Source organism: Lachnospiraceae bacterium GAM79 (genome assembly GCA_020735665.1).
Lineage (GTDB): Bacteria > Bacillota > Clostridia > Lachnospirales > Lachnospiraceae > Coprococcus.
In genome coordinates this window covers 2825548-2850659 of sequence record CP085928.1, presented here as the reverse complement: position 1 = coordinate 2850659, position 25112 = coordinate 2825548, and the positions used below count along the sequence as shown (strand labels likewise).

The following is a 25112-nucleotide window of genomic DNA, read 5'->3' as shown; positions in this document are numbered from 1 at the left end:
AACCGGTCTGAAAAATAAGACACATTGTTTTTTCAATGTATCTGTCAGCTCTCTGTTTTTTTGTGAAAGACATCCGTCCGAAATGCTTCCAGTGCTCTGGTAATATTATCATGCATCACCAGTCCCATCTTATCCACGACCACATGTGGATCCTGCTTCATGCCATTCTCAATCCATTCAAGCAACACACCGACAAAGGAGCATTTGTAAAAATCAGCAATGAACTTCTTATCTTCATCCCGCACCTGCATATTCTTCGCCTTATCTTCGATGACCTTGATCATCAGATCATACGTCAGACTGTACAGATATTTTTCTACCTGATCTCTGCTGATCGAATGATATGCATTCATCATAAATGTCTTATTCTCGCTCACCGCTTCAAAGATACGAAGGAAGCCTTCCTGCCAGGTATCATAGGTTTTATTCTCACCCAGTATCCTCGTTGCATCCTCCACACACACCCACTCTACCAGATCATAGATATCTTTAAAATGATAGTAAAATGTCATTCGGTTGATGCCGCAGTCTTCCGTGATATCCGTTATCGTTATCTTATCAAGCGGTTTCTTTGTAAGAAGCTTCTTCAGTGATGCTTCCAACGCACGTTTCGTTATCTGAGACATTTCCTTGTAACCTCCACGTCTATTGTTCATCAGAAAAAAAGTTATCCTTACTATACCACACCCACCAGAATTTTGTAAAATTAAAAATAAACTAATGGCATGAGAAAAAACAATCTACATAATTCAGGATGTGAGAAAAGCCCTGCAGAAGGAACTGTTTCATATTGAAGCTTCTCTGTAAACTTCTGTTGACTTTCTTCGGATCGATTACTCATAATTGTTGATTTAAGACCAAACAACATTTCTGTCGTAAAACCTGCCAGACGATTCAATTCTTTGGATACCATATACATAGCTGCAACCGGCTGTTCGATCACATTTTCATTCATTTTCTTTCTCTCTTTCGTTCATCATTACTTTTTATAATATAAGTTTATCAATTAGAAAAAACGCCCGCTATCATACACAGGTAAAATCATCTGATGAATCTGTAAAGTTGTGTATAATTAATGTAAAATACTGTTCTTTTTATATGTCAACATCACTATTGTAAAATACTTTTACAAATATTTACCAATCTCCAATTTCCATATTTCTTCCAGTCGTTCCAGCGAAAACGCTGCATTTGCCGGGCTTGTCGATGGCAGTTCGATCATTGGAAGAGCGATATGTTCTGCCTGATATTTTTTGTATAATCTGCCGGCAGTCTTACCATTTGTAAAAACTGCCCGGATCGGTGTATGTGCTACAATGCTTTTAATATCTGCAGGAACAACATTTCGGATACTGCTGTCACTGGAACCGATGATCTCACAAGCCCGGATCACATCATAGACCGCCACATGACCGGCAAGCAGCATCCGTTTTTTCTCTTCTATCGTCAAGGGTTCCGGTACACCAAGTACAGCTGCCACAACCTTCCAAAAACGGTTTCTCGGATGTCCGTAGTAGAAGCCCTGCTCTCTGGATTTCACCGATGGCAGACTGCCAAGAACCAGCACCTGTGATTCTTCATTATATACCGGAGCAAATTCATGCTCTACATACTGATATTCTGACATTTTTATTTCCTTTCAAATAAAGAATTGCCTACAAATCTTACACATTCAAACGGAATTACAAAATAATTAACTTCCACTCCGTAAAATATGCATCCCAAACAAAAAAACCAGAGACTATCGCCCCCGACAAGTCTCTGGTTATATATGTATCCCAAACCTCATTTAAATCCCCATGTTGGAATTACGGATATATTATATACTGCCTCCCCCTTGCCTGTACAGTAGTCTTGCAAAAATGACTTGTTTTCTGTTTCAAATAACCTTTGTATTTGAACGGTCATTTCCTGCATATAAATCATTTTTCACTTTATATGATTTCTCCATCTAAGATCTTTATTCCAAATCTCTCCATATCCACCCGTCCATCGACAACTGTAACTCCATCTGCCGTCAATCGATCTGCCTGTACATTCTTTCCGCCGAATGCAAATGCTCCGGATAATTCACCCTTTGCATTTACCACACGAAAGCAGGGAATGTGCTCCGGATCCGGATTCTTATGAAGCGCGTTTCCCACTGCACGCGCCATCTTCTTATCCCCGGCAAGCTCCGCGATCTGACCATAGGTTGCAACCTTTCCGGCAGGAATCTTTTTCACCGCCTCATAGATTCTCTTTGATGGACTGGTTGTCACCAGATCATAACTCTCTGCGATCATCCGTTTCACATCCTGATCCGGAATACTTCCATCCAGAATGATCGTATTCCAGTGCTCCTTATTCTGATGCCAGCCCGGTATCACCGCGTCAAATGCGCTCCGCCAGAAATCCCGCCATTCAGGATCGACCTTTACATTCAGATTAATATATCCGTCTCTCTCATATGTCCACAGGAATACCTTCTTGCTTCCTTTCACACGCACCAGTTGCCAGTTCGGATCATGAAACGGCGCCTGCTGATATGTATCAGGAAAAGACAGTCCATATGCCAGCGCTTCTTCTCTCGTTGTCATTTATCTTCCTCCAACATGCTTTACATAGTCTGCGATCAATTCCGCCGTCTTATCAACACCCAGTCGTACCGCGTCTATACACAGATCATAATTCTCTGCATAGCCCCATTCTTCTCCGGTATAATATCTGTGATAACCACGCCGTTTCTCATCTGTCTTTTCAACAAGCGCTATAGCCTTTCGCTCCGAGATCTTATGCTTTCCCGCGATATGATGCGCCCGCTGCTTCTTATCTCCGCACAGAAACACCCGGACAGCATCCTTATCATCCCGGTAGGCATAATTCGAAGCACGTCCTATAATGATAAAACTCTGTCCTCCAAACATTGCTGACAATGCCCGTTTCGGTGTATCATACTGATTCCTCGGACAGAAATCATCCGCAACCGAACTGATCATCGCATTTACCGGCTGCTCACCAAAATACATTGGATACTTTTCATAAATTTTCTTTTCTTTTGCAAGCGCGATCAGCTCTGGCTTCGTATAAAAGGGAATCCCTAACAGCTCCGATAATTTTTTCCCAACTTCATCTCCGGCACATCCACATTGTCTTCCAAGTGTTACGATCATACTCTCTTACCTCCTTCTTATATATTACCTCTACTCACCTACAATGCAAGCATCTGGCTGATCAGATGATAATGCCCATCTACCGCCGCTTTCATGGCTGCTTCATCACGTTCTAATACACTATTATAGATCTGCTTGTGATAATTAAGCAAGTTTGCCTTTTCTTTTGTATTCACACGGCGCAGCACCAGATCGATCCATTCCCGATAAACGATCATAACCGCCTCCATGATCATCGAAAATAGTTCATTCTCTGTTGCCCGGATCAGCAATTCATGAAATTCCTTATCCACGCTAACCAGTTCGGAACCATCCGCCTGCTCCATCCTTGCCAGATTATCCTCCAGAAGCACCTGACACTCAAATGGTATTCCTTTCTCGATCAGCATACTGCATACAGACTTTTCCATTGTACAACGGAACTCACAGACCTCGGATTTCGTGATACTGCCAAGTGCCAGCATCATCATAAGCATCTGACGGATCGACTCTCCGGCATTTTTTGATATATAATTTCCCGATCCCTGTACGCGTTCGATCATTCCCATGCCATGCAGGATACTGAGTGCCTCCCTGGTCGAATTTCTTCCGATTCCTAACGTTTCCGCTATCGTACGTTCGGTTGGAAGCTTGCTTCCGTTCTGCAAGGTTCCGTCCTGCATCAGGCTGTAAATATATTGAATTGCTTTTTCATATTCTGATGTAACATGTTGTTTTTCCATACTCGTCTCCCTGACTATCAATAAATTTCGTTATTTCTATATTTTGATATCTGCTACCAGCGGATACCCGCCTATGAGATTATCAACTAACTTCATTATTTCTATATCCGATCTGTAAATTCGAAATAAATCCTTGCATTTTATAAGCAGCATATATATTTACATAAAATGCGCAAATAACGACGAAAGCACAACCGTAAGAATACCGGAAACCGCAATCGCCAGACTGCTCATTGCACCTTCCACTTCACCGATCTCGATCGCCTTTGCCGTTCCGATCGCATGAGATGCAGATCCAAATGCCAGACCCTTTGATATCGGTTCGGTGATTCGAAAAATCTTGCACACTAATTCACCAAATATATTTCCAAGAACACCCGTTACGATAATAACCGCAACCGTAATCGTTACATATCCACCCAGTTCTTCTGAAACACCCATACCGATCGCAGTCGTGATAGACTTCGGAAGCATCGTTACATAATCCTCATGTGTAAGTCCCATGATCTTTGACAATACAAACACCGTACAAAGACTTGTCACCACACCGGCAACAAGACCTGCCATAACCGCCTTACAGTTATGCTTCAGCAGTTCCCACTGTTCATAGAGCGGGATCGCCAGACATACGGTTGCAGGGGTCAACAGCCAGCTTAAATATTGGGCGCCTTCATTATAAGTATCATAATCCACCTTGCTCACAACCAGTACCAGGATGGTAACTACAATCGAGATCAGCAACGGATTAAATATTCCCAGTTTGAATTTCTTCTTTAATATTGACCCGATCAAATATGAGATCAGGCTAAGTGTAACTCCCGCAAACAGGGAGTTTTCAAAAAAATCATGCATCCTCTTGTTCCTCTTTCTTCCTATCCTTTCTGATGATCCACTGTGACAGTCTGCCTGTCATCGCCATAACCGTAATGATCGTAACGACCGTGATCACACATACCGGAATCAGCACCGGCTTCAGCGTTCCCCAGCTAACCATCAGACCAACACCGGCAGGAATGAACATCAATGGCATGATCTCAATTAAAAATTTCCCTGTCTCTTTCACTGCCTCTAACTTGATCCATCCAGTCATCAGGCATACAAATAAAATCGCCATTCCATAAATACTGGCAGGAATCGGCAAAGGTAATACATATTTGAGCAGTTCCCCGATAAATGAAATTGCAAGAATGATTAAAAACTGTCTAATATACTTCATTCAAATATCCTCTCTACATTTTTTATCCTTTTTCGTTTGAACTATACTTTTTCATATAAAAGAAATTGGTAGCACCAATTCAGTGCTACCAATCATTATACTGCCATCTTATTATTTGTCAATTTATTATTTTACCAAATTGGCATCAATATATTCCCAGCATGTTTTCTTGCGGGCTGCAACTTTCTGCGACTGATGCTATAACTTTCCAGATGAATACTATTTATTCCTGTCAGCGGTATCTCAACTGCCAGAAGACCACCCTTTCCTGTCGTCGACGCACAATCTTTACAAACGGATACTACTCCTGCCGCTGATGTCCCAGCTGCCAGAAAGCTACCGCTCCTGCCGCCGCTACGTTAAGTGAATCTACACCATGTGCCATCGGAATCATAACCGTATAATCGCAGTCAGCTATCGTATCTCCGGCCAGCCCATCGCCCTCTGTACCGAGCACAATTGCCAGCTTTTCCTCACTATTTAACTGCGGATCATCAATTCCTACACTATCTTCTCGGAGTGCCATTGCCGCCGTCTTAAAGCCCATTTCTTTCAATGTCTTCATTGCCTGCTCCGGCCAGACACCATCCTTCTTTGACAACATTGTCCACGGAATCTGGAATACTGTTCCCATACTCACACGACTTGCACGTCTGTAAAGAGGATCACTGCAGCCACCGGTCAATATCACTGCATCCATACCAAGTGCTGCGGCACAGCGGAACAATGCTCCCACATTTGTCGGATTGACCACTTCTTCCAAAATAGCGATCCGCTTCGCTCCCTGACATACCTCCTCTATCGTTGGCAATGTCCTGCGGCGCATCGTGCACCAGAGCCCCCTTGTCAGATGGTAACCGGTAAGCTTCGTCAATATCTCATCCGGTGCAACATAGATTGGGACATCCTCCATCCGATCCAGAATCTCCTCAGCCTCTGCAAGCTGTCCCTTTTCTGCCAGAAAAGACACCGGTTCATATCCACCATCTAATGCCCGCTCGATCACCTTCGGACTCTCGGTAATAAACAATCCTTCCTCCGGTTCATAAATTGTTGCAAGCTGCCGTTCCGAAAGCTCCGCATAAACCGCCAGTTCCGGACGATTCAGATCCGTTACTTCTATTATTTTCATCGTAATTTCCTTCCCGATACACACGCTTGTCATCTTATTATGTCAATTACCTTTATACCAAATTGGTATCAATATACTTCCAATATGGCTTCTTGTTTACCTCACCTTCATGCTCTATATACCAATTTGCAGCCTCCTGTAACCCGGCATCCATTGACATCGTCTCCGGATATATCTTCTTCTGCCGGGTCACATCAAGACAGTATTCATAATTATAAAAGCTGAAATAATTTCTCTGCTCTACTGTTTCCGGTACAGATACGAATTCCGGCACTTTATCAAAGCAAGCATAACATTTGATAACCCAGTCTCTTATCGATATTGACTTTTCATTTCCGACATTCAAAATATGATCCGTTGGGCACTTTGTAATTATTACTTCCATCAGCCTACACAAATCTTCCACATGGAAAAACTGTAATTTCATCTCACCGGCTTCCGGCAAATAAAATTTTCTGTCTGCCATTGCACAGTCAAATACAAACGCCTCCCGATAGACGTTGTCCATAGAACCATATAAATATGGCGGTCTTAAAATATAAGCATCCGGGACTCTCTCCAACAGTGCATTTTCTGCTTCGATCTTATCTGTTCCATATTTTCCCCAGAATTTATTTACTGCTCTTTCAGAATCCTCAGGAAATGGCTGTACACCATACTCCGGATATACCGCACTGGAACTAATCATTATATATTGATCAAAAGAGTCCAGCGAATTATGTAAATCAATTATGTCTTGTGCATCATAAGCGGTTATGTCGGCAACAACATCAAAATGCAGATTCTTCAGCTTATCCCCTAAATTATGCCTGTCGCTTTCAATCAGCGTCACGCCCTTAACCTGCGGTTTTGAATTACGGTTCACTACATAGACCTCATATCCATGCTCTACAAAATACTTTGCTGCATACTTACTGACAAATGTGGTTCCACCGGTAATCAAGATTTTCTTCATTGATATCTCCTTTTCTGCTGCACAGGGCTTGCTTATAAGCCCACCCAATTGTTTGCATCTACAAAATAACATACCGGTAATTTCATTGTCAATATTGCTGCTAATCGATAAACAAAAAAATACCCGGAAGAGTGTAAACACTCTCCGGATATTTTTTATTTATCTAATCTTCTCGTTACTTACGCGTAGATTACTCGATGATAGAAGCAACTCTTCCTGAACCTACTGTACGTCCGCCTTCACGTTTGTGAGGTTCTTAGAATCTCATTATTTTCTGTAATTTTCGTGTCTTTATTATCCTGTGTTATAAGATTTCTACGCTATATTTCTGTTCTTTTCATTTTTTAGTATCAAAATAGTATCACAGTCAGATTTTTATGGGTCATCAACTTTCCGGTTGCAGATTCCCACCTTGACTGTTATAATCGAAACATGGGTGCTATCATAACGGTAGGCGGTTAGTCCTTCATCAGAGGGACTGTGACCCTCTGATTACATAGAAACTCGAAAGAGAATCCACTGGAAAGGAGGGCTAAGCCATGAGTATTGTTGATTTTATAGCAGTAGTGAGCTTCGGCTTAACCTGCTTTGGTCTTGGATATACCTTTGGCAAGGATAATAATAAACCACAAAAATAGCCGCCCTGGTCTGGTAAACTAAGCGGCAATTTTTGTCAAAACATATATCGGACTAACCGTCTATCGGTAGCACTCTTTCTCTATAATTATATTAGCACGCATGTGTGAAAATGTCAAAAATTTTCTTCATTCTTGGTTATTAATCTCCTTGATCAACTGTACTGCCTTCTCTGCATCATCGGTTTTCACGAATATATCCACACCATATATTCCAAATCCTAGTGCCCCATGCATTGCAACATTCGCACCTGCTTCCTGCGAAAAAGCTGCTATTCCATTTTGCTTTAACATTTCTACAAGTTGTTCTGTCTCTACTATATTCTGTGCATTATAAATTTTTGTCCATTCTGCCTTAGATAGGGAAGTTTCCTTTTTCTCCGGAACATTTGACGAATTCTGGTTTCTTTTTCGATTAATAAATGCCAAGAGCCTAAGAACAATAAATGCCACAATAGTAATACCAATCAGAAATCCCAATGCTAATCGTGTTACCTGTGTTTCTGTAGCTCCCATTCTAAATAAACATATGCCATAGATGACTGTAAAAATTCCTGCACATATCACACTGGTGAAAAAATCGCGCCATATAGTAGCACTTTTGGGCAAACATTTATCCCATATTCCATTGTACACCATAATAGAAGCATACAGAATTCCTCCTACCAAAGCAGTTGCTGTCTCTCCTAAAACCAAGCGAATATCCACAGTTAATAACATCTGAATAATAATCGCTAACACACTAATCACAAACATTGATGCAAATGCAAGATTTCCAGCCTTTAATGCTTTTTGTTTCACCCATTCTTCATACACCGCAACTTTGTCCAATGTTTCTTTCATCTCTTTATTCATAGTCTGGCTCCTTTCTCCATCCAGGAGCTCTCTCATCTCAACATCGTAATACTCAGCAAGTTGAACAAGTATACTGAGATCTGGCATATTTATTCCTGTTTCCCATCTGGAAACTGTTCTTGCAGATACTCCAAACTTTTCAGCAAGCTGCTCTTGTGTAAGATTCTTTTCTTTACGACATTGCTTTAAAAAAGCTCCAATCTTTTTTGTGTCCATGTCTCTACCTCTCTTCCACTTACAGCTTACCAATATGTATCAAAATTACCACGACATAAAACGAGAATCCGCTAATTTTCAACCGGACATCGTATGTCTAAAACAAATAAACGGTATTTTCACCCCAAAAGCATTCTATTCCTCTATAAATTAACCTTCTCTTTTATGTCTATCCATAAGCAGCAGAATAAACATAACAAACCATATCACCCATGCAATTAAACAACCGATTCCTATATGCCAAATATCTATAATCATTCCAGCAATAAAAGGAATTGACATAAACATCATTCTTTTCCCATATGCCTTACACATAGCATTTTCATCATATTTTTTTCGTTCTTCTGCAGATTTCATATTATAACCAGACAAGAAGTTGGATGCTTGTCCTTTTGACCTATAAAACCATATTCCAAATAAAAGCATAATTACTGCCATTGCAAAATCAAAAATAATATAAATATAGAACATATAATGCTTCCTTTCAGTCGATTCCACAAACTTGAATTTATCGTCTTGTTCCATTCTTATCAAAATTCTTTTTTAATGCTATTTCTGTTGGGAGAATAGACCCAATTAAAGGAATAAGTTGAACACCACAGATAATCCCTCCTATACTCCCAACACAATCTTCATTTTTTCCAATCACTAAAAGCATGAATATTACTGTTATCGGCAACATAACCATTCCACAGACATACCAGACTTTACCACAATATTTATGAGCAAATTCCCATGTGTCTTTGTTCTTCATAGACATCGAAGTCCGATATCCAAATACTGAATTTATTTCCTTTGGAGCCTTTTTCATAAAATATCTTCCAAAACCAATCATCGTAAATGGAAGAAGCAAATCCATAATCAACATAAAAATCCAAAACCCCATTGTAAACCTCCTTTACTACAACTCCCGATTTGAGAAAAAGCCCAAGGGACTTTTAATGTCCCTTATGCTTTTCTCTTTTCTTTAGCTGTTTTAGTTCAAACATTCGCTGTTCTTCCGCTTCTTTTTTCTTTCGGCTTCTCTCTTTACGCTCATGCTTGTTCTGTTCCTGCTGTAATTTCAACGCCAGTTGTGATTTTGTACTAATGCCAGTTTCCAGCATCTGCTTTTTTGCTGAACGCTGCATCCGTTTCGGATTTCTTTTTATATCCTTTACAATAGCTTCAACAGCCGGACTGAATTTCAAACCGAAATAGTATTTTTGAATATATTCCTGCACTTCATAATCTTTTGGTTCTACGCCAAACGTTACCTTTGCCACAGATAATTTACCATCTTCAATATGCTCAAATATGCCTACCCAAAATGGTTCTTCAAAATATACCGTCAGTTTTCCATTTACTTTGTCCATAAAAATCCCTCCTGAAATTTATTGAACAAAGAATGGACAACCCGGAGGGGCAGGTTACTTACCCTATTTATATAGGACGGCCGGGCTACCTACCGGCTCTGGCACATTAAAGATGCACGTTGCGTTTTTATCTTTGTTTTGATAATCAAGCCATACGGCACGATTAACTTAATTCGGTAACTTTCGATTTACCTTCACTTTATTTTACCATAGTGCTTTCTAAAGTGCTATTCTAATATATACAAAAGTGTAAAAGGACGATCTCACACATATACCATGTTTTTCAATATAATCTCTTCTGCACTAACTTTTATATTATTCATTAACCTAACCCACTTCATCTGATCCTGTACCTTTAATTCTTCAGTTACACCCTTTTTTTCTGCCATCTGTTTCATAAGCATTTCCACCTGTTCTCTGGCTTCCTGATCTATCTGATTCAGATGTTCATTCAGTTTTCCAGTCAATAACAGATACTGATACCTTGCTGATCTGTGTTCTTTTAAGAACTGCTTTCGTAACATTCCATATTTTCCATATGTCGGTTCTGCTTCGTTCAAAACCAGATCCGGCAAATAGTAATCTCCATGCAACGTATAACTCATTCCGTTTTTCTCATCATAAATCTGTTTTTTCATAGCATTAAATCTCCAATCCTCTATATTTTGTTTTGTTCTTTTTATGCTGTTGATTTTCCATCTGCCTCTTTTGAGTTGCCCATTCCAACTGTTTCAGAACGCTTCCCTTTGGCATTTGTTCCATTCGACGCTGCTCTTCCAATTCCTTTTGTTCTTTAATATCCTGCTGCACCACATCCTCTACAGCTTCCGTTCCCAGAATACGCACCACTCTGTCATATCTATCCGAGTTCTCTTGTAAACGTTGATTATCATTTGATAATTTTCCATTTTCTTTACGCACATCATCTAACTGCTTCTGAATATCAACACATTTCTCCGCAGATTTTTGATATTTGTTTTTCCAGCTTTCTACCGTTTTGTTAAGTTCTACAACCTTTCCAGCTAATGCAGCAATCTGATTCTTCATCTTGATAAACAATGGTTTGATTTTATTTTCCCTGTAAGGTACTGCACGTTCAAATGTTCCTGCCTCCGGTAAAAACGTCTTAATCATTCCATATTCTTTTATTTCCTTACTGGCATTATCCATGATTGGTTGTAGCACATTCCGACGATCTTCCAGACTTTTTAGTTCTTTCTCTGCGTCCTCTGCCCTTTGTTCTGCTTCTTGCTTCTCCCTAATTGCCTGTTCCTTATCGTCTTTTAAAATCTGGATATCTGCTCTGGATTCCGCAATCTGTGCTGTCAGTTCTTCATTTTCTGCAGTTAGATACTCTTTCTCCTGCTCCAGCTCCTGTACTTCCTTTTTTCGCTCTTTCTTCTTGAAGTTATAAACATCCAAATGTTCCTCATGAGTACCTTTCTGTTCCCATTCAATGCCATGTTGTTTTGCAATCCCTGCCAGAACCTTTTTTTCATGGTTCATCCACTGGTTCAACTCTGTATCATGCTTATTTCCACCTTGAAATCCAAGACTTTTTAATGCCTGTTTCAACGAAACTCTAGTGTCCATTCCTTTTCCTTTCCAATCAGTCACATAAGGAATAAAATCAATATGTAAATGTGGAGTAGACTCATCCTGATGTAGATAACACCCAAATACCCGTAGCGTTGGATTCCGTTTCTGGAAGTCCTTTACATACTCATCCAGTACTTTTACAGCCTGACCTCCTTCTGCTGTTCCGACAGCCATATCTTCTCGATTTCCAATCTGGAAAATCACTTCATGGAACAATTTTTCCTGTTTTCCCTGCCGGATTTTTTCATAGTAACTTGTAATCTGCCGATCTTTTCTTTTTCCGATGTTGTATCTCCCCACAGCATCATCAAATAACTCTTTATAGACTTCCTTCAGATTTTCATTCTGGTAACAAATATTTAATTGTACTCTGTCCGGTTCTACATTCTCTGCGAAAAACTCTCTCCTGTTATGAGCCAGAGAGCCTTTCCCAATCATACCGCTAATTGTTCGTTTTATCATAATATTTCTCACCTCTTCTCTGAGCAAGTGCCAGATATGACACATAATTTTTATTTACGCCAGTCATGGCGATATTAAGAAATTTTCGCCGGATACGGCGGTTTTGTTACTTTTGTCAAAAGTAACGCAAAAGCACTTTCGACAGCCGTACCGTCCATCAAAAGTACCCTTGCGCCCTGCCGGGGGCTATCCAATCAAATTATTCCGGTATTCTTGCCTGTACATATTCCAGATCTCCGCAATATGATGTTCCCACCAGATACCATTCTCTTGCCGGATTCATCTCCATTCTTGTCCGTACCCACTTATCATCAACCAGCACCTCAAGACCTTCTCCACAGTGAAATCCCGTATCAATCCATAAGTCTGATGCCAACAATCCATATCTGTCATTACTGCTGTTATATCCTAATCTTCCCTGTTTCATCATATCTTTCTCCCTTCTTCACAACTATCAAATTTACAGTAATCTCACATTCCAGCCATAGTTTTCCGTCTGCACCTTACCAACTTTCTCCTTGTTTACTTCTCACAGGGGCGTGACACGCTCCTGTAAAAAGGTAATCAACACGAACTGTTACCATCGAAAGCTCTCTTGCATTCCTTTTCTGTCCAGATACTCCTGCCGGAACTTTTCCCGTTCTTCTTCTGTTGGTGCAGTTTTGGATTTACTGTATACCTCACGATTTACCATTGCATCCAGCTTTTTCTCCAAACCTTTTCTTATATCATCTGCTTCCTGTTCCTGATCCAGTAAATGATATTTTATAATCTTTCCAAATAACTCCTCTGGAATCATAACGTTTTTCAAGTTCTCACCTTCTTACAATTTATGTAAGGACGCAACACTGCAATGTCTTTACAGATTGCAACCTTGCATTTTAATTCCGCATTTTCTATATACTCTGCAATGTTGCACCCTTAATTTATTCCGGCTTAACTTTATTTAAATCCCAATACCAGGAATTACCGATTCGTCTTGCCTTAATTCCAAGTTCCTTTTTTGCATTTTCCAGTGTTCTTTTAGAAATATTCAAATCTTCTGCCATATCAAAGATTTCACTGCTTTGCACAGAAGTTGATGTTTCTGCCAGTTCCCTCAGCATCTTTTTTGCCTGTTCCAGTTTATTTACCTTTGGCGCAATTCCACCAAGCACCTCATCTGCTGTGATTTCATAGTCACCTATCCACTCAAATCCGGTTTCTGTCAGGCGAAATGCTTTGGAATGTCCAAATGCAGCCAGATTATTTTTAATCTGAACCACTGCTCTTAAGTCCGTTTCTCCCTCTATTCTTCCTACCAGTAATACGCTTCTGGCTACTGCAAAAAAGTCAATCGAACCCATTCCTCTATATGCAGCTTTATTTCCACCAGCTTTATTCATATGTCCGATTAATAAAATTGCACATTTATACTTTTCTGCCAGCAAGCTCAATCTTTTTGTCATATCCCTTGCTTCATTTGCCCGGTTCATATCCATTGTTCCTCCAAGGTATGCCTGAATCGGATCTAAAATAAGCACTCTCGCACCAGTCCGTTTGATAGCAGTTTCCAGTCTCTCATCTATCATGGAAAGTGATTTTTCTGTTTCATCTATAACCATGATTCTTTCACAGACCGCTTCTGCCAGCTCCAGTCTGGGTTTTACCGTATCTGCCAGCCCATCTTCCGCTGTCTGATAAATAATATTTACTGGTTCTGTTACTTTCATATCGTTATCCAGACCTTCTCCTTTAGACAATCTCGCTGCAATATTTAATATCAGCGTAGTTTTTCCATCGCCCGGATCACCCTGAATGATCGTTAATTTCCCATAAGGGATAAATGGATACCAGAGCCAGTCCACTGTCTGGGACTGGACATCTGACATCTTTATCATTTTCAATTCTGTTTTATTCTCATTTCTCTGTTCCATAAATTCCTCCATTTTCCCAACTGTTCTCGCCAATTCTCTGTTGTTCTCTGGAAGAATCCCTGCTATAATCAACTTGTCTAGGGTTGACATTTGTGGATTCGTCCCCATTTGTCACATTGCTCCGGTTGTTCGTACTTCCGGAGCTTTTTATATTTTCATCATCCAGCATATCTGCCACCACTTTCTGCTGATCTGGATATAAGTGCCCATAAGTATTCAATGTAATGCGAATGTCCGTATGTCCAAACCTTTCTTTAATCATCAATGGTGGCACTCCCTTATTAATCAGAAATGCCGCATGACTGTGACGAATGTCGTGTACTCTTATCTTTTTTACTCCGGTCTTTTGAACCACCTGTTTTAACTTATGCTGTACCGCTTCATGAACCATTGGAAAAATCCGTTCATCTTCGGGCAACTCATACAGTCTGCTAATATAGTCCTGAATCTCTTTTTTCAGAAATTCCGGTATGGAAATCGTGCGGTTCGATTCTTCTGTTTTGGGAGATGTAATCACGTCCTCTCCATGCATACGGTAGTAAGTTTTATTGATATGAAGTAGATTCCTTTCAAAATCAATGTCAGCAGGTGTAATGCTGAGTGCTTCGCCTTCTCTCGCTCCTGTCCAGAATAATAATTCAAACAGCACATAATATTTGCTTCCCGGTTCTATTCCGGTCATAAACTGCCGATATTCTTCAATTGTCCAAAACTTCATTTTCTTTTTTGAAGTCTTTCCCATACGTTTTACTTTGTCACAGGGATTATCTGCCAGATTGTAGATATTCTTCGCATGATTAAACAATGCCGTCATCTGATTCTGTATTGTTTTCAGATAATCATCTGAATATCCTTTTTCAATAATCGTATTCTGCCACTGGATAATCTCTGCTGGTGTGATACTGTTCATCGGTCTGTCCTTAAAATACGGTAACAGTTGAGCATTCATCGTATCTCTTTTGTTCTTGATACTCCTGTCCTTCAATGACTGAGACTTGTCTCGGAAGTAGACTTCTACAAACTCTCCCATTGTCATATCCATGTCTGCTTTCGCTGTTCTTTTATACTCCGCTTCAAAATTTAATGCTTCTTTCTTAGTGCGGAATCCTCTTTTTACTTTTCGCTTTTTGGCTCCTGTCCAGTCCTCATAATAAAATGAAACATACCAGGTTCCTCTTTCTTCATCTTTGTATGCTGCCATACTTTCTCACCCCCTTACATTGCAATCTGGGAATATCCATAAAATTTCTTTTCCCAGAATGCCCTCGGTATCTTGCCCGCAACGGTTACATATCCCTGATCTGCAAGCTCTTTGTTCAGTTTGCGAAGCAGCTTGTAAGCATATCCAAGTGAAATCCCCATGCTCTCTGCAACTTCTTCCGCTGTAATCATATAGTTCTGTCTCCGCATATCATTTCCTCCTTGTCTATAATTATCATTTTCACTGATACTATATCATTTTAAATAATCATTGTCAATAATTTTTATCTGTTTAAATGATATTTTTCTATATTGTTGATTTTTATCATTTGTGATATACTAATCATAGCTTTTAAGGAGGTGGATAATATGCAGGAATCATCTATTTCAGAAAAAATAAAAGAGCTGCGAACTGATCTGAAGATGAATCAGAAAAACTTTTCTGCAGCTATCGGTATACGTCAGTCAACTTTATCCAGTTATGAAAATGGTGTAGTTACTCCCTCTAATGATGTGTTATTGACTATTGCTCAGAAATTTCATGTCTCACTGGACTGGTTATTTGGATTATCTGAAAATAAAGTACAGATTTCTACTCTCAGCGATATTCTTTGGGTTTTACTGCAGATGAATGAATCCAATGAACTCCGGTATGAACTGGATATAAATAATAAACTTCCCGGTGATATAGAAACAGAAACACAGAAATGGTATGCCGGACTTCGCTTTTATGGAAATGATCCGGAACACTCTTTAAACGCAGATATGTGTAATTTTCTTGCTGATCTGCAGGAGAACAGAGAAAGCCTGGAATCTTATTTCACAGGTAAAGATATGTTTGATATGTGGAAAAAGCAGACGTTGGAATACTACACTTCCAAACCTGTTACCCATAAAGAAATTGAAGAACTGGATTTTGAGACACGAATCCGTAAACGAGATGAACTTCTAGCACAGAAATTTTCCAATAACGAACAGAAATAGTATCATAACAGTATCACAGGCAGATATGCGAAGATTTTCATTTTCTTCCCATACCTGCCTGTTTTTAATTTATTCGCTATTCTTTACAGCCCTATTTTAAACTTTTTACACAACAGAAAAACCCCGGAAACCTTACGGTTCCGGGGTATCTTACGTTTGGACACATGTACCTTGCGATACTCAATATATATTAGTCAGTGATTACTCGATAATTGTAGCAACACGTCCTGATCCTACTGTACGGCCACCTTCACGAATAGCGAATGTAAGACCCTGGCTCATAGCGATTGGGTGAATCAGTTCGATTGTCATTTCTACGTTATCACCAGGCATGCACATCTCTGTACCTGCTGGAAGGTTACAAACACCTGTTACGTCAGTTGTTCTGAAGTAGAACTGTGGACGGTAGTTGTTGAAGAATGGTGTATGACGACCACCCTCGTCCTTAGTAAGAACGTAAACCTGAGCTGTGAACTTTGTATGACATGTGATTGAACCTGGCTTACAAAGAACCTGACCTCTTACGATATCTTCTCTCTTGATACCACGAAGAAGAGCACCGATGTTATCACCAGCCTGTCCTTCATCAAGGAGCTTTCTGAACATCTCGATACCTGTTACAGTTGTCTTCTGGATTTCTGGCTTAATACCAACGATTTCAACTTCATCATTTAAGTGGATAACACCAGCTTCTACTCTACCGGTAGCAACTGTACCACGACCTGTGATTGTGAATACATCCTCTACAGGCATGATGAATGGCTTATCTGTATCTCTCTGAGGATCTGGAATGTATGAATCTATTGTATCCATAAGTTCCATAATCTTATCTCCCCAAGGTCCCATTGGATCTTCAAGAGCCTTAAGAGCTGAACCCTTAACGATTGGGCAATCATTGAATCCGTACTCTTCGAGCTGTTCTGTAACTTCCATCTCTACAAGTTCGATAAGCTCGTCATCATCAACCATATCGCACTTATTTAAGAATACAACGATGTAAGGTACACCAACCTGACGTGAAAGTAAGATGTGCTCCTTTGTCTGAGCCATAACACCATCAGTAGCAGCAACAACAAGGATAGCACCATCCATCTGAGCTGCACCAGTGATCATGTTCTTAACGTAGTCAGCATGTCCTGGACAGTCAACGTGAGCATAATGTCTCTTCTCTGTCTCGTACTCAACGTGAGCTGTAGAGATAGTGATACCTCTTTCTCTCTCTTCTGGAGCCTTATCAATGTTAGCGAAATCAACAGCTGCGTTACCAGCTACTCTCTCTGAAAGAACTTTTGTGATAGCTGCTGTTAATGTTGTTTTACCATGGTCAACGTGACCGATTGTACCAATGTTACAATGTGGCTTACTTCTATTAAACTTTTCCTTTGCCATTTTTTAATATCCTCCTTAAATTTCGTACCCCTAAGGGCTATGCTTGGCTAAAACTCATTATATAGAATATATAAAAGATTTTCAACCTTTTTTTATCTCTTTATACCAGCAGGCACAAGGATTTTCAACCTTTTTACCTGCTGATATGATTTATTTTACTCTTTTAAGTCGAAAGGCACGGCAAAATGCCTTTCTGAGTTGTCAAACTATTATTTTGACTTTTCTGCAATAACCTTCTCCTGAACACTCTTTGGACACTGAGCGTATCTCTCAAAGAACATTGAGTAGTTACCACGTCCCTGTGTAGATGAACGAAGCTCTGTTGAGTAACCGAACATCTCTGCAAGTGGAACGAATGCTCTGACGATCTTACCACCGCCGATATCATCCATACCTTCGATCTGGCCTCTCTTAGCATTTAAGCTTCCGATTACATCACCTAAGTATTCCTCAGGCATTGTAACTTCAACCTTCATGATAGGCTCCAGAAGAACTGGGTTTGCCTTAGCCATAGCATCCTTGAAAGCCATAGAACCAGCGATGTGGAATGCCATTTCTGATGAATCGACTTCATGGTATGAACCATCGTATACATTTGCATGGACACCAAGTACTGGGTATCCACCAAGAATACCAGCCTTAGCAGCTTCTTCGATACCTTCACCGACTGCTGGGATATATTCCTTAGGAATAGCACCACCAACAACTGTGGATTCGAACTTGAATGTCTCTTCGCCGTTTGGATCCATTGGCTCGAACTTAACTTTACAGTGACCATACTGACCACGACCACCTGACTGCTTAGCATATTTGCTATCAACATCAACAGCCTTGGTAAATGTCTCTTTGTAAGCAACCTGAGGTGCACCTACGTTAGCCTCAACCTTGAACTCACGAAGCAGACGGTCAACAATAACCTCAAGGTGAAGCTCACCCATACCGGCGATGATTGTCTGTCCTGTTTCTTTATCTGTATGTGCTCTGAATGTAGGATCTTCTTCAGCAAGCTTTGCAAGAGCCTCGCCCATCTTACCCTGATCATTCTTTGTCTTAGGCTCGATAGCAAGCTCGATAACTGGCTCTGGGAATTCCATTGACTCAAGGATAACCGGATGCTGCTCATCACAGATTGTATCACCAGTTGTTGTTACTTTGAAACCAACAGCAGCTGCGATATCACCAGCGTAAACCTTATCAATTTCCTTACGAGCATTTGCATGCATCTGTACGATACGTCCTACACGCTCTTTCTTGTCTTTTGTTGCATTTAATACATATGAACCTGAGTTCAATGTACCTGAATATACTCTGAAGAATGCTAACTTACCAACGAATGGGTCTGTCATGATCTTGAATGCCAATGCAGCAAATGGTTCTTCATCTGATGAATGACGAACTACATCATTTCCTTCAGGATCTACACCTGTGATATCAGGGATATCTGTAGGAGCTGGCATATATTCAATAACACCATCAAGCATCTTCTGAACACCCTTATTCTTGTATGCGGAACCAAGGAATACCGGAACTGCTTCACAAGCAATAGTTGCTCTACGAAGAACTTTCTTCATTTCGTCGATTGAAGGCTCTTCACCCTCAAGGTACATCATCATTAAGTCATCATCTAACTCGCAGATTTTCTCTACAAGATTCTCATGCCATTTATCAGCAAGCTCTTTTAAGTCATCAGGGATCGTTGTGATCTCGATGTCTTCACCCTTATCATCTTTATAATAGTATGCATCCATCTCAAATAAGTCGATCAGACCGATGAAATCGGATTCTTTACCGATAGGAATCTGAACTGGAATTGCATTCTTGCCCAGACGATCAATAATTGTCTGAACTGAGTAGAAAAAGTCAGCACCCATTTTATCCATCTTGTTGATGAATGCCATACGTGGAACGTTGTATGTGTCAGCCTGACGCCATACGTTTTCTGACTGAGGCTCTACACCAGCCTTTGCATCGAATACACCAACGGCGCCATCAAGTACACGAAGTGAACGCTCTACTTCTACAGTAAAGTCTACGTGACCTGGAGTATCAATGATGTTGATTCTGTGCTCTAAAGCACCAGCCTTTGGTTTGTGATGATCCTCTAATGTCCAGTGACAGGTTGTAGCAGCGGAAGTGATTGTAATACCTCTTTCCTGCTCCTGCTCCATCCAGTCCATAGTAGCTGTACCATCATGAGTATCACCGATTTTATAGTTAACACCAGTATAGTATAAGATTCTCTCTGTAAGAGTTGTCTTACCAGCATCGATATGAGCCATAATACCAATGTTTCTTGTTCTGTCCAATGGATATTCTCTTCCAGCCAACGGATTGTCCTCCTTTTATTATTCTGTAGACAGCACAGATTAGAATCTGTAGTGAGCAAACGCCTTGTTTGCTTCTGCCATCTTGTGCATATCTTCTTTTCTCTTTACAGATGCACCTGTGTTATTAGCTGCATCCATGATTTCTCTTGCAAGTCTTTCTTCCATGGTCTTTTCACTTCTGGCACGTGAAAATGTTGTTAACCAACGAAGTCCAAGAGCCTGTCTTCTATCTGGTCTTACATCGATAGGTACCTGATATGTTGCACCACCGATACGTCTTGCCTTAACCTCGAGTAATGGCATGATGTTGTTCATAGCCTCTTCAAATACCTCGATAGCGTCCTTACCAGTTTCAGTTGCGATACGGTCGAATGCACCGTAAACAATCTTCTGAGCAACACCCTTCTTACCATCTAACATTACGTTGTTGATAAGCTTGGTAACCACCTTGTTATTGTAAATTGGATCCGCTAATACGTCTCTCTTTGCGATATGTCCTTTACGTGGCACGGTTCTTCCCTCCTTAATATTTATTAATTCTTCGGTACTCACATTATAAAATGTGTTCGTGCTGTTATTTCCATCTCTTCTATCTATCTGATGTTTTCTGCATTTTATGCATCAACACCTTATCTCATAGCAAAAACATGGCCTAACCAGCACATTTTTTTGGAATGTTTCCAATAATACGGTTTTAATTACTTCTTAGCATCTTTTGGACGCTTAGCACCGTACTTAGAACGAGCCTGACGTCTCTTTGCAACACCTGCTGTATCAAGAGTACCTCTGATGATATGGTATCTTGTACCAGGTAAGTCCTTTACTCTACCACCACGGATAAGAACTACGCTATGCTCCTGAAGGTTGTGACCTTCACCTGGAATATAACTTGTAACTTCGATACCGTTTGATAAACGAACTCTGGCGATCTTTCTCAGAGCTGAGTTAGGCTTCTTAGGAGTAGCTGTCTTAACTGCTGTACAAACTCCTCTCTTCTGTGGAGAGCTTGTCTCAGTTGGCTTCTTCTTTAATGAGTTGAAACTTCTCTGAAGAGCTGGTGCAGTTGACTTCTTCTCTACTGTCTGTCTTCCCTTTCTAACTAACTGGTTAAATGTTGGCATGTTTTCACCTCCTACTTTCAAAATAAAAAATAATATAAGGCATACGTTCTCACGCATGCCTTACCATTATATATATTGAAATTATTCGTGTCAAGCACTTTTCAAATTTATTTATTCGTTATCAGATGTCTCTGCCTCTACAGATTCCAAGTCTGAAGCATTTTCTTCCGCCTCATCCTCTGCATCTGCATCGGTATCAACTGCATCTTCTAACTCTGTGCTTTCCAGATCATCTCCGAAGTCGATCTCGTCATCATCATCATCATCAAAGAAGTTGATCTCATCCATCTCTGTATCAAGCTTTACAGAACGATAGCGCTTCATACCTGTACCTGCTGGGATCAGCTTACCGATAATAACGTTCTCTTTCAGACCATTAAGCGGATCCACCTTACTCTTAATAGCTGCATCTGTAAGAACCTTTGTTGTCTCCTGGAAGGACGCTGCTGACATAAAGGAATCTGTAGCAAGCGATGCCTTTGTAATACCAAGCATTACCTGTGAGCCTTCTGCCGGCTGTTTGCCTTCTGCGATGAGCTGCTCATTTGTATCTTCAAAATCAAGAACGTCAACCAGTGTTCCCGGAAGGTAGGATGAATCTCCGTTATCCTCGATCCTGATCTTCTTTAACATCTGACGAACAATGATCTCGATATGCTTATCATTGATATCAACACCCTGAAGTCTGTATACTCGCTGTACTTCACGAAGCATGTAATCCTGAACTGCACGGATACCTTTGATCTTTAAGATATCATGTGGATTAACAGAACCTTCTGTTAATTCATCACCGGCTTCCAGAACCTGATCGTCCAGAACCTTGATACGGGAACCATAAGGAATTAAGTATGCCTTTGATTCGCCTGTCTCGTCATTTGTGATAACAACTTCTCTCTTCTTCTTATTATCACGAAGCTGAACCTTACCGCCAAACTCTGCAATGATCGCAAGTCCCTTTGGCTTTCTTGCTTCGAACAACTCTTCTACTCTAGGAAGACCCTGTGTAATATCATCACCGGCAACACCACCAGTATGGAACGTTCTCATGGTAAGCTGTGTACCAGGCTCACCGATTGACTGAGCTGCGATGATTCCGGCAGCTTCACCAACCTGTACCGGCTGTCCGGTTGCCATGTTGGCACCGTAACATTTTGCACATACACCAAGGTGTGACTTACATGTCAGGATCGTTCTGATCTTAAGCTTTGCATCCTGTCTTGTAACACCTGTATCCGGATCAAGGAACGGAACACCGTTTGAATCTACACCCTGATTTACGATCAGAGCAGCTCTCTTTGGTGATACCATGTGGTTTGCCTTAACTAAAAGGTTACCATCTTTATCGTATACAGATTCTGCAAGGTAACGACCTGTAATTCTCTCCTGGAAGGATTCGATTACTTCTTTGCCTTCCATGAATGCTTCTACTTCCATACCAGGAATTGCTTTTCCTGCACAACAATCTGTCTCGCGAATGATCAGATCCTGTGATACGTCAACCAGACGTCTGGTCAGGTATCCTGAATCGGCTGTACGAAGCGCTGTATCGGACAGACCCTTACGAGCACCATGCGCTGAAATGAAATACTCCAGAACGTCAAGACCTTCACGGAAGTTTGACTTAATCGGAAGTTCGATCGTACGACCGGTTGTATCTGCCATCAGACCACGCATACCAGCCAGCTGTTTGATCTGCTGGTTAGATCCACGGGCACCGGAATCTGCCATCATGAAGATGTTGTTATATTTATCAAGTCCGTCCAGAAGGGCTTTTGTCAGAACCTTATCGGCTTCTTCCCAAACCTTAACAACAGCGAGGTATCTCTCCTCCTCTGTCATAAGACCACGTCTGAACATCTTTGTGATCTTGTCAACCTGAGTCTGAGCATCTGCAAGGATCTGCTTCTTCTCGTCCGGCACCTTCATATCTGAAATAGATACTGAAATAGCACCTCTGGTTGAATACTTGTAACCGATTGCCTTTACGTCATCCAGAACTTCAGCAGTCTTGGTTGCGCCATGTGTATTGATACATTTGTCAAGGATCGGCTTTAACTGTTTCTTACCAACATGGAAATCAATCTCAAGTTTCAGGATATTGTCAGGATTTGTTCTGTCAACATATCCAAGATCCTGAGGAATGATCTCGTTGAACAGCAAACGACCGAGTGTAGTATCGATGATACCTGTAACCTCTGCTCCGTCTTCTGTCGTAACAGTTCTTCTTACTTTTATCTTAGAGTGGAGAGTGATCTCCTTGTTCTCATATGCAAGCAGTGCTTCGTTCTTTGACTTGAAGAACTTGCCTTCTCCGATATCGCCATCCTTCTCCATTGTCAGATAGTAGATACCAAGGACCATATCCTGTGAAGGAACGGCAACCGGAGCACCATCTGAAGGCTTCAGAAGGTTATTCGGGGACAGGAGCAGGAATCTACATTCTGCCTGTGCCTCAACTGTAAGTGGAAGGTGAACAGCCATCTGGTCACCATCGAAATCGGCGTTGAACGCTGTACATACCAGTGGATGAAGCTTGATTGCCTTACCTTCTACAAGGATAGGCTCAAATGCCTGGATACCCAGTCTGTGAAGTGTAGGAGCACGGTTTAACATAACCGGATGCTCTTTGATTACATCCTCAAGTACATCCCAAACTTCCGGCTCAAGCTTTTCTACCATCTTCTTAGCAGCTTTAATGTTATTCGCTCTGCCGCTGGCTGTCAGTTCTTTCATAACAAATGGCTTGAATAATTCGATAGCCATTTCCTTTGGAAGACCACACTGATAGATCTTAAGTTCCGGTCCTACTACGATAACGGAACGTCCTGAATAGTCAACACGCTTACCAAGAAGGTTCTGACGGAAACGTCCCTGCTTACCCTTTAACATATCGGACAGAGACTTTAATGCTCTGTTACCCGGACCTGTTACAGGACGGCCTCTTCTACCATTATCAATTAACGCATCAACAGCTTCCTGAAGCATCCTCTTCTCGTTTCTGACAATGATGTCAGGAGCGTTCAGATCAAGAAGTCTTCTTAAGCGGTTATTTCTGTTGATAATTCTTCTATATAAGTCATTCAGGTCAGATGTAGCAAATCTGCCGCCATCCAACTGAACCATAGGTCTGATATCCGGTGGGATAACCGGAATAACATCCATGATCATCCACTCCGGCTTATTCTCAGAATTACGGAATGCTTCAACAACTTCCAGTCTCTTGATGATTCTGGCTCTCTTCTGTCCGCTTGAATTCTTAAGCTCAGCCTTTAATTCTTCGCTTTCTTTATCCAGATCGATTGCTCTTAAGAGCTCCTGAATGGACTCAGCACCCATTCCTGCACGGAAGGAGCCGTATCCGAAGTCCTCTTCAGCCTTTCTGTATTCCTGCTCTGTCAGAACCTGCTTATAAGTAAGCGGTGTGTCCTTTGGATCAAGAACGATATAAGATGCAAAGTATAATACCTTTTCAAGTACTCTTGGAGAAATATCAAGGATCAGTCCCATACGGCTAGGAATACCTTTGAAATACCAGATATGGGATACCGGTGCTGCAAGCTCGATATGACCCATACGCTCTCTACGAACGCTGGCCTTTGTAACCTCTACACCGCATCGATCACAGATAATACCTTTATATCTGATCTTCTTATATTTACCGCAATGACATTCCCAGTCCTTGCTAGGTCCAAATATTCTCTCGCAGAACAAACCGTCTTTTTCCGGTTTTAATGTTCTGTAGTTGATAGTCTCAGGTTTCTTAACCTCACCATGTGACCATTCTCTGATTTTTTCAGGAGATGCAAGTCCGATTCTAATTGCGTCAAAGCTTAAAGCCTGTTCCTGTTCTGGAGTTTCCATGTTAAATTCTGGCAT

General features: G+C 40.9%; 27 protein-coding genes. 1 reads left to right on the top strand and 26 read right to left on the bottom strand.

Annotated elements, in window-relative coordinates; genetic code table 11:
• Window positions 1–44: 44 nt before the first annotated feature.
• The 21 genes from LK416_12725 to LK416_12625 form a co-directional block, all read right to left on the bottom strand.
• Window positions 45–626 (bottom strand): TetR family transcriptional regulator C-terminal domain-containing protein, encoded by a 582-nt coding sequence (locus LK416_12725; protein UEA74506.1) that lies wholly within the window; start codon window positions 624–626, stop codon window positions 45–47.
• 80 nt (window positions 627–706) lie between these two features.
• Window positions 707–955 carry a hypothetical protein gene (locus LK416_12720; protein UEA74505.1) on the bottom strand — a complete coding sequence of 83 codons (249 nt, stop codon included), beginning with the start codon at window positions 953–955 and terminating at the stop codon, window positions 707–709.
• 171 nt (window positions 956–1126) lie between these two features.
• A complete protein-coding gene (locus tag LK416_12715; protein ID UEA74504.1) occupies window positions 1127–1627 on the bottom strand; it encodes a DNA-deoxyinosine glycosylase in 501 nt (166 codons plus the stop codon).
• A 307-nt stretch (window positions 1628–1934) separates the two neighbouring features.
• Entirely contained in the window at window positions 1935–2579 is a 645-nt protein-coding gene (locus tag LK416_12710; protein UEA74503.1) for a methylated-DNA--[protein]-cysteine S-methyltransferase, read from the bottom strand.
• Window positions 2580–3152, bottom strand: coding sequence for a cytidylate kinase-like family protein (locus tag LK416_12705; protein ID UEA74502.1), 573 nt, complete (start codon window positions 3150–3152; stop codon window positions 2580–2582). It abuts the gene before it with no gap.
• Window positions 3153–3190: 38 nt separating this feature from the next.
• Entirely contained in the window at window positions 3191–3874 is a 684-nt protein-coding gene (locus tag LK416_12700) for an FCD domain-containing protein (GenBank protein ID UEA74501.1), read from the bottom strand.
• 159 nt (window positions 3875–4033) lie between these two features.
• Complete coding sequence (locus LK416_12695; GenBank protein ID UEA74500.1) at window positions 4034–4726, bottom strand: LrgB family protein; 693 nt, start codon at window positions 4724–4726, stop codon at window positions 4034–4036.
• The gene (locus LK416_12690) at window positions 4719–5090 is read right to left on the bottom strand and encodes a CidA/LrgA family protein (GenBank protein UEA74499.1); all 372 of its coding nucleotides are present in this window, start codon (window positions 5088–5090) and stop codon (window positions 4719–4721) included. The genes LK416_12695 and LK416_12690 overlap by 8 nt, the downstream gene beginning before the upstream one ends.
• 301 nt (window positions 5091–5391) lie before the next feature.
• Complete coding sequence (locus tag LK416_12685) at window positions 5392–6222, bottom strand: RNA methyltransferase (GenBank protein UEA74498.1); 831 nt, start codon at window positions 6220–6222, stop codon at window positions 5392–5394.
• 52 nt (window positions 6223–6274) lie between these two features.
• Complete coding sequence (locus LK416_12680; protein UEA74497.1) at window positions 6275–7177, bottom strand: NAD-dependent epimerase/dehydratase family protein; 903 nt, start codon at window positions 7175–7177, stop codon at window positions 6275–6277.
• 764 nt (window positions 7178–7941) lie between these two features.
• Window positions 7942–8883, bottom strand: a complete 942-nt coding sequence (locus tag LK416_12675; GenBank protein ID UEA74496.1) for a helix-turn-helix domain-containing protein — start codon at window positions 8881–8883, stop codon at window positions 7942–7944.
• A gap of 150 nt (window positions 8884–9033) precedes the next feature.
• Complete coding sequence (locus LK416_12670) at window positions 9034–9354, bottom strand: DUF3784 domain-containing protein (protein UEA74495.1); 321 nt, start codon at window positions 9352–9354, stop codon at window positions 9034–9036.
• A 37-nt stretch (window positions 9355–9391) separates the two neighbouring features.
• Window positions 9392–9769: an SdpI family protein gene (locus LK416_12665; protein UEA74494.1), complete on the bottom strand. Its 378-nt coding sequence runs from the start codon at window positions 9767–9769 to the stop codon at window positions 9392–9394.
• A 52-nt stretch (window positions 9770–9821) separates the two neighbouring features.
• Entirely contained in the window at window positions 9822–10238 is a 417-nt protein-coding gene (locus tag LK416_12660; GenBank protein UEA74493.1) for a YjdF family protein, read from the bottom strand.
• A gap of 263 nt (window positions 10239–10501) precedes the next feature.
• Window positions 10502–10876 carry a TnpV protein gene (locus LK416_12655; GenBank protein ID UEA74492.1) on the bottom strand — a complete coding sequence of 125 codons (375 nt, stop codon included), beginning with the start codon at window positions 10874–10876 and terminating at the stop codon, window positions 10502–10504.
• A gap of 4 nt (window positions 10877–10880) precedes the next feature.
• Entirely contained in the window at window positions 10881–12299 is a 1419-nt protein-coding gene (locus tag LK416_12650) for a plasmid recombination protein (protein UEA74491.1), read from the bottom strand.
• Between the two features lie 199 nt (window positions 12300–12498).
• Window positions 12499–12726, bottom strand: a complete 228-nt coding sequence (locus tag LK416_12645) for a DUF5348 domain-containing protein (protein ID UEA75921.1) — start codon at window positions 12724–12726, stop codon at window positions 12499–12501.
• Between the two features lie 150 nt (window positions 12727–12876).
• Window positions 12877–13098: a complexin-2 gene (locus LK416_12640; protein ID UEA75920.1), complete on the bottom strand. Its 222-nt coding sequence runs from the start codon at window positions 13096–13098 to the stop codon at window positions 12877–12879.
• A 127-nt stretch (window positions 13099–13225) separates the two neighbouring features.
• Window positions 13226–14227, bottom strand: coding sequence for an AAA family ATPase (locus LK416_12635; protein ID UEA74490.1), 1002 nt, complete (start codon window positions 14225–14227; stop codon window positions 13226–13228).
• Complete coding sequence (locus LK416_12630) at window positions 14199–15416, bottom strand: site-specific integrase (protein UEA74489.1); 1218 nt, start codon at window positions 15414–15416, stop codon at window positions 14199–14201. Before LK416_12630 ends, LK416_12635 begins: the two co-directional genes overlap by 29 nt.
• Window positions 15417–15430: 14 nt before the next feature.
• Window positions 15431–15625 carry a DNA-binding protein gene (locus tag LK416_12625; GenBank protein ID UEA74488.1) on the bottom strand — a complete coding sequence of 65 codons (195 nt, stop codon included), beginning with the start codon at window positions 15623–15625 and terminating at the stop codon, window positions 15431–15433.
• 159 nt (window positions 15626–15784) lie between these two features.
• Between LK416_12625 and LK416_12620 the strand changes: the two genes are divergently transcribed.
• A complete protein-coding gene (locus LK416_12620) occupies window positions 15785–16399 on the top strand; it encodes a helix-turn-helix domain-containing protein (protein UEA74487.1) in 615 nt (204 codons plus the stop codon).
• A 201-nt stretch (window positions 16400–16600) separates the two neighbouring features.
• On the opposite strand, the gene tuf is transcribed toward LK416_12620, so the two are convergent.
• The 5 genes from tuf to rpoC form a co-directional block, all read right to left on the bottom strand.
• Window positions 16601–17788 carry an elongation factor Tu gene (gene tuf / locus LK416_12615; protein UEA74486.1) on the bottom strand — a complete coding sequence of 396 codons (1188 nt, stop codon included), beginning with the start codon at window positions 17786–17788 and terminating at the stop codon, window positions 16601–16603.
• Between the two features lie 209 nt (window positions 17789–17997).
• Window positions 17998–20115, bottom strand: a complete 2118-nt coding sequence (gene fusA, locus LK416_12610) for an elongation factor G (GenBank protein ID UEA74485.1) — start codon at window positions 20113–20115, stop codon at window positions 17998–18000.
• 39 nt (window positions 20116–20154) lie between these two features.
• Window positions 20155–20625: a 30S ribosomal protein S7 gene (gene rpsG / locus LK416_12605; protein UEA74484.1), complete on the bottom strand. Its 471-nt coding sequence runs from the start codon at window positions 20623–20625 to the stop codon at window positions 20155–20157.
• A 188-nt stretch (window positions 20626–20813) separates the two neighbouring features.
• Window positions 20814–21236 (bottom strand): 30S ribosomal protein S12, encoded by a 423-nt coding sequence (gene rpsL, locus LK416_12600; protein UEA74483.1) that lies wholly within the window; start codon window positions 21234–21236, stop codon window positions 20814–20816.
• A 111-nt stretch (window positions 21237–21347) separates the two neighbouring features.
• Window positions 21348–25112, bottom strand: coding sequence for a DNA-directed RNA polymerase subunit beta' (gene rpoC, locus LK416_12595; GenBank protein UEA74482.1), 3765 nt, complete (start codon window positions 25110–25112; stop codon window positions 21348–21350).

Bases quoted from the DNA above. Each gene is read 5' to 3' on its own strand.
- rpsL (UEA74483.1), bottom strand. From the start codon at position 21,236: ATGCCAACATTTAACCAGTTAGTTAGAAAGGGAAGACAGACAGTAGAG.
- LK416_12620 (UEA74487.1), top strand. From the start codon at position 15,785: ATGCAGGAATCATCTATTTCAGAAAAAATAAAAGAGCTGCGAACTGAT.
- LK416_12655 (UEA74492.1), bottom strand. From the start codon at position 10,876: ATGAAAAAACAGATTTATGATGAGAAAAACGGAATGAGTTATACGTTG.
- LK416_12645 (UEA75921.1), bottom strand. From the start codon at position 12,726: ATGAAACAGGGAAGATTAGGATATAACAGCAGTAATGACAGATATGGA.
- LK416_12625 (UEA74488.1), bottom strand. From the start codon at position 15,625: ATGCGGAGACAGAACTATATGATTACAGCGGAAGAAGTTGCAGAGAGC.
- LK416_12660 (UEA74493.1), bottom strand. From the start codon at position 10,238: ATGGACAAAGTAAATGGAAAACTGACGGTATATTTTGAAGAACCATTT.
- LK416_12630 (UEA74489.1), bottom strand. From the start codon at position 15,416: ATGGCAGCATACAAAGATGAAGAAAGAGGAACCTGGTATGTTTCATTT.
- tuf (UEA74486.1), bottom strand. From the start codon at position 17,788: ATGGCAAAGGAAAAGTTTAATAGAAGTAAGCCACATTGTAACATTGGT.
- LK416_12695 (UEA74500.1), bottom strand. From the start codon at position 4,726: ATGCATGATTTTTTTGAAAACTCCCTGTTTGCGGGAGTTACACTTAGC.
- LK416_12640 (UEA75920.1), bottom strand. From the start codon at position 13,098: ATGATTCCAGAGGAGTTATTTGGAAAGATTATAAAATATCATTTACTG.
- LK416_12650 (UEA74491.1), bottom strand. From the start codon at position 12,299: ATGATAAAACGAACAATTAGCGGTATGATTGGGAAAGGCTCTCTGGCT.
- LK416_12705 (UEA74502.1), bottom strand. From the start codon at position 3,152: ATGATCGTAACACTTGGAAGACAATGTGGATGTGCCGGAGATGAAGTT.
- LK416_12725 (UEA74506.1), bottom strand. From the start codon at position 626: ATGTCTCAGATAACGAAACGTGCGTTGGAAGCATCACTGAAGAAGCTT.
- LK416_12675 (UEA74496.1), bottom strand. From the start codon at position 8,883: ATGGACACAAAAAAGATTGGAGCTTTTTTAAAGCAATGTCGTAAAGAA.
- LK416_12720 (UEA74505.1), bottom strand. From the start codon at position 955: ATGAATGAAAATGTGATCGAACAGCCGGTTGCAGCTATGTATATGGTA.
- LK416_12665 (UEA74494.1), bottom strand. From the start codon at position 9,769: ATGGGGTTTTGGATTTTTATGTTGATTATGGATTTGCTTCTTCCATTT.
- LK416_12710 (UEA74503.1), bottom strand. From the start codon at position 2,579: ATGACAACGAGAGAAGAAGCGCTGGCATATGGACTGTCTTTTCCTGAT.
- rpoC (UEA74482.1), bottom strand. From the start codon at position 25,112: ATGCCAGAATTTAACATGGAAACTCCAGAACAGGAACAGGCTTTAAGC.
- LK416_12700 (UEA74501.1), bottom strand. From the start codon at position 3,874: ATGGAAAAACAACATGTTACATCAGAATATGAAAAAGCAATTCAATAT.
- LK416_12680 (UEA74497.1), bottom strand. From the start codon at position 7,177: ATGAAGAAAATCTTGATTACCGGTGGAACCACATTTGTCAGTAAGTAT.
- LK416_12670 (UEA74495.1), bottom strand. From the start codon at position 9,354: ATGTTCTATATTTATATTATTTTTGATTTTGCAATGGCAGTAATTATG.
- LK416_12715 (UEA74504.1), bottom strand. From the start codon at position 1,627: ATGTCAGAATATCAGTATGTAGAGCATGAATTTGCTCCGGTATATAAT.
- LK416_12690 (UEA74499.1), bottom strand. From the start codon at position 5,090: ATGAAGTATATTAGACAGTTTTTAATCATTCTTGCAATTTCATTTATC.
- LK416_12685 (UEA74498.1), bottom strand. From the start codon at position 6,222: ATGAAAATAATAGAAGTAACGGATCTGAATCGTCCGGAACTGGCGGTT.
- LK416_12635 (UEA74490.1), bottom strand. From the start codon at position 14,227: ATGGAGGAATTTATGGAACAGAGAAATGAGAATAAAACAGAATTGAAA.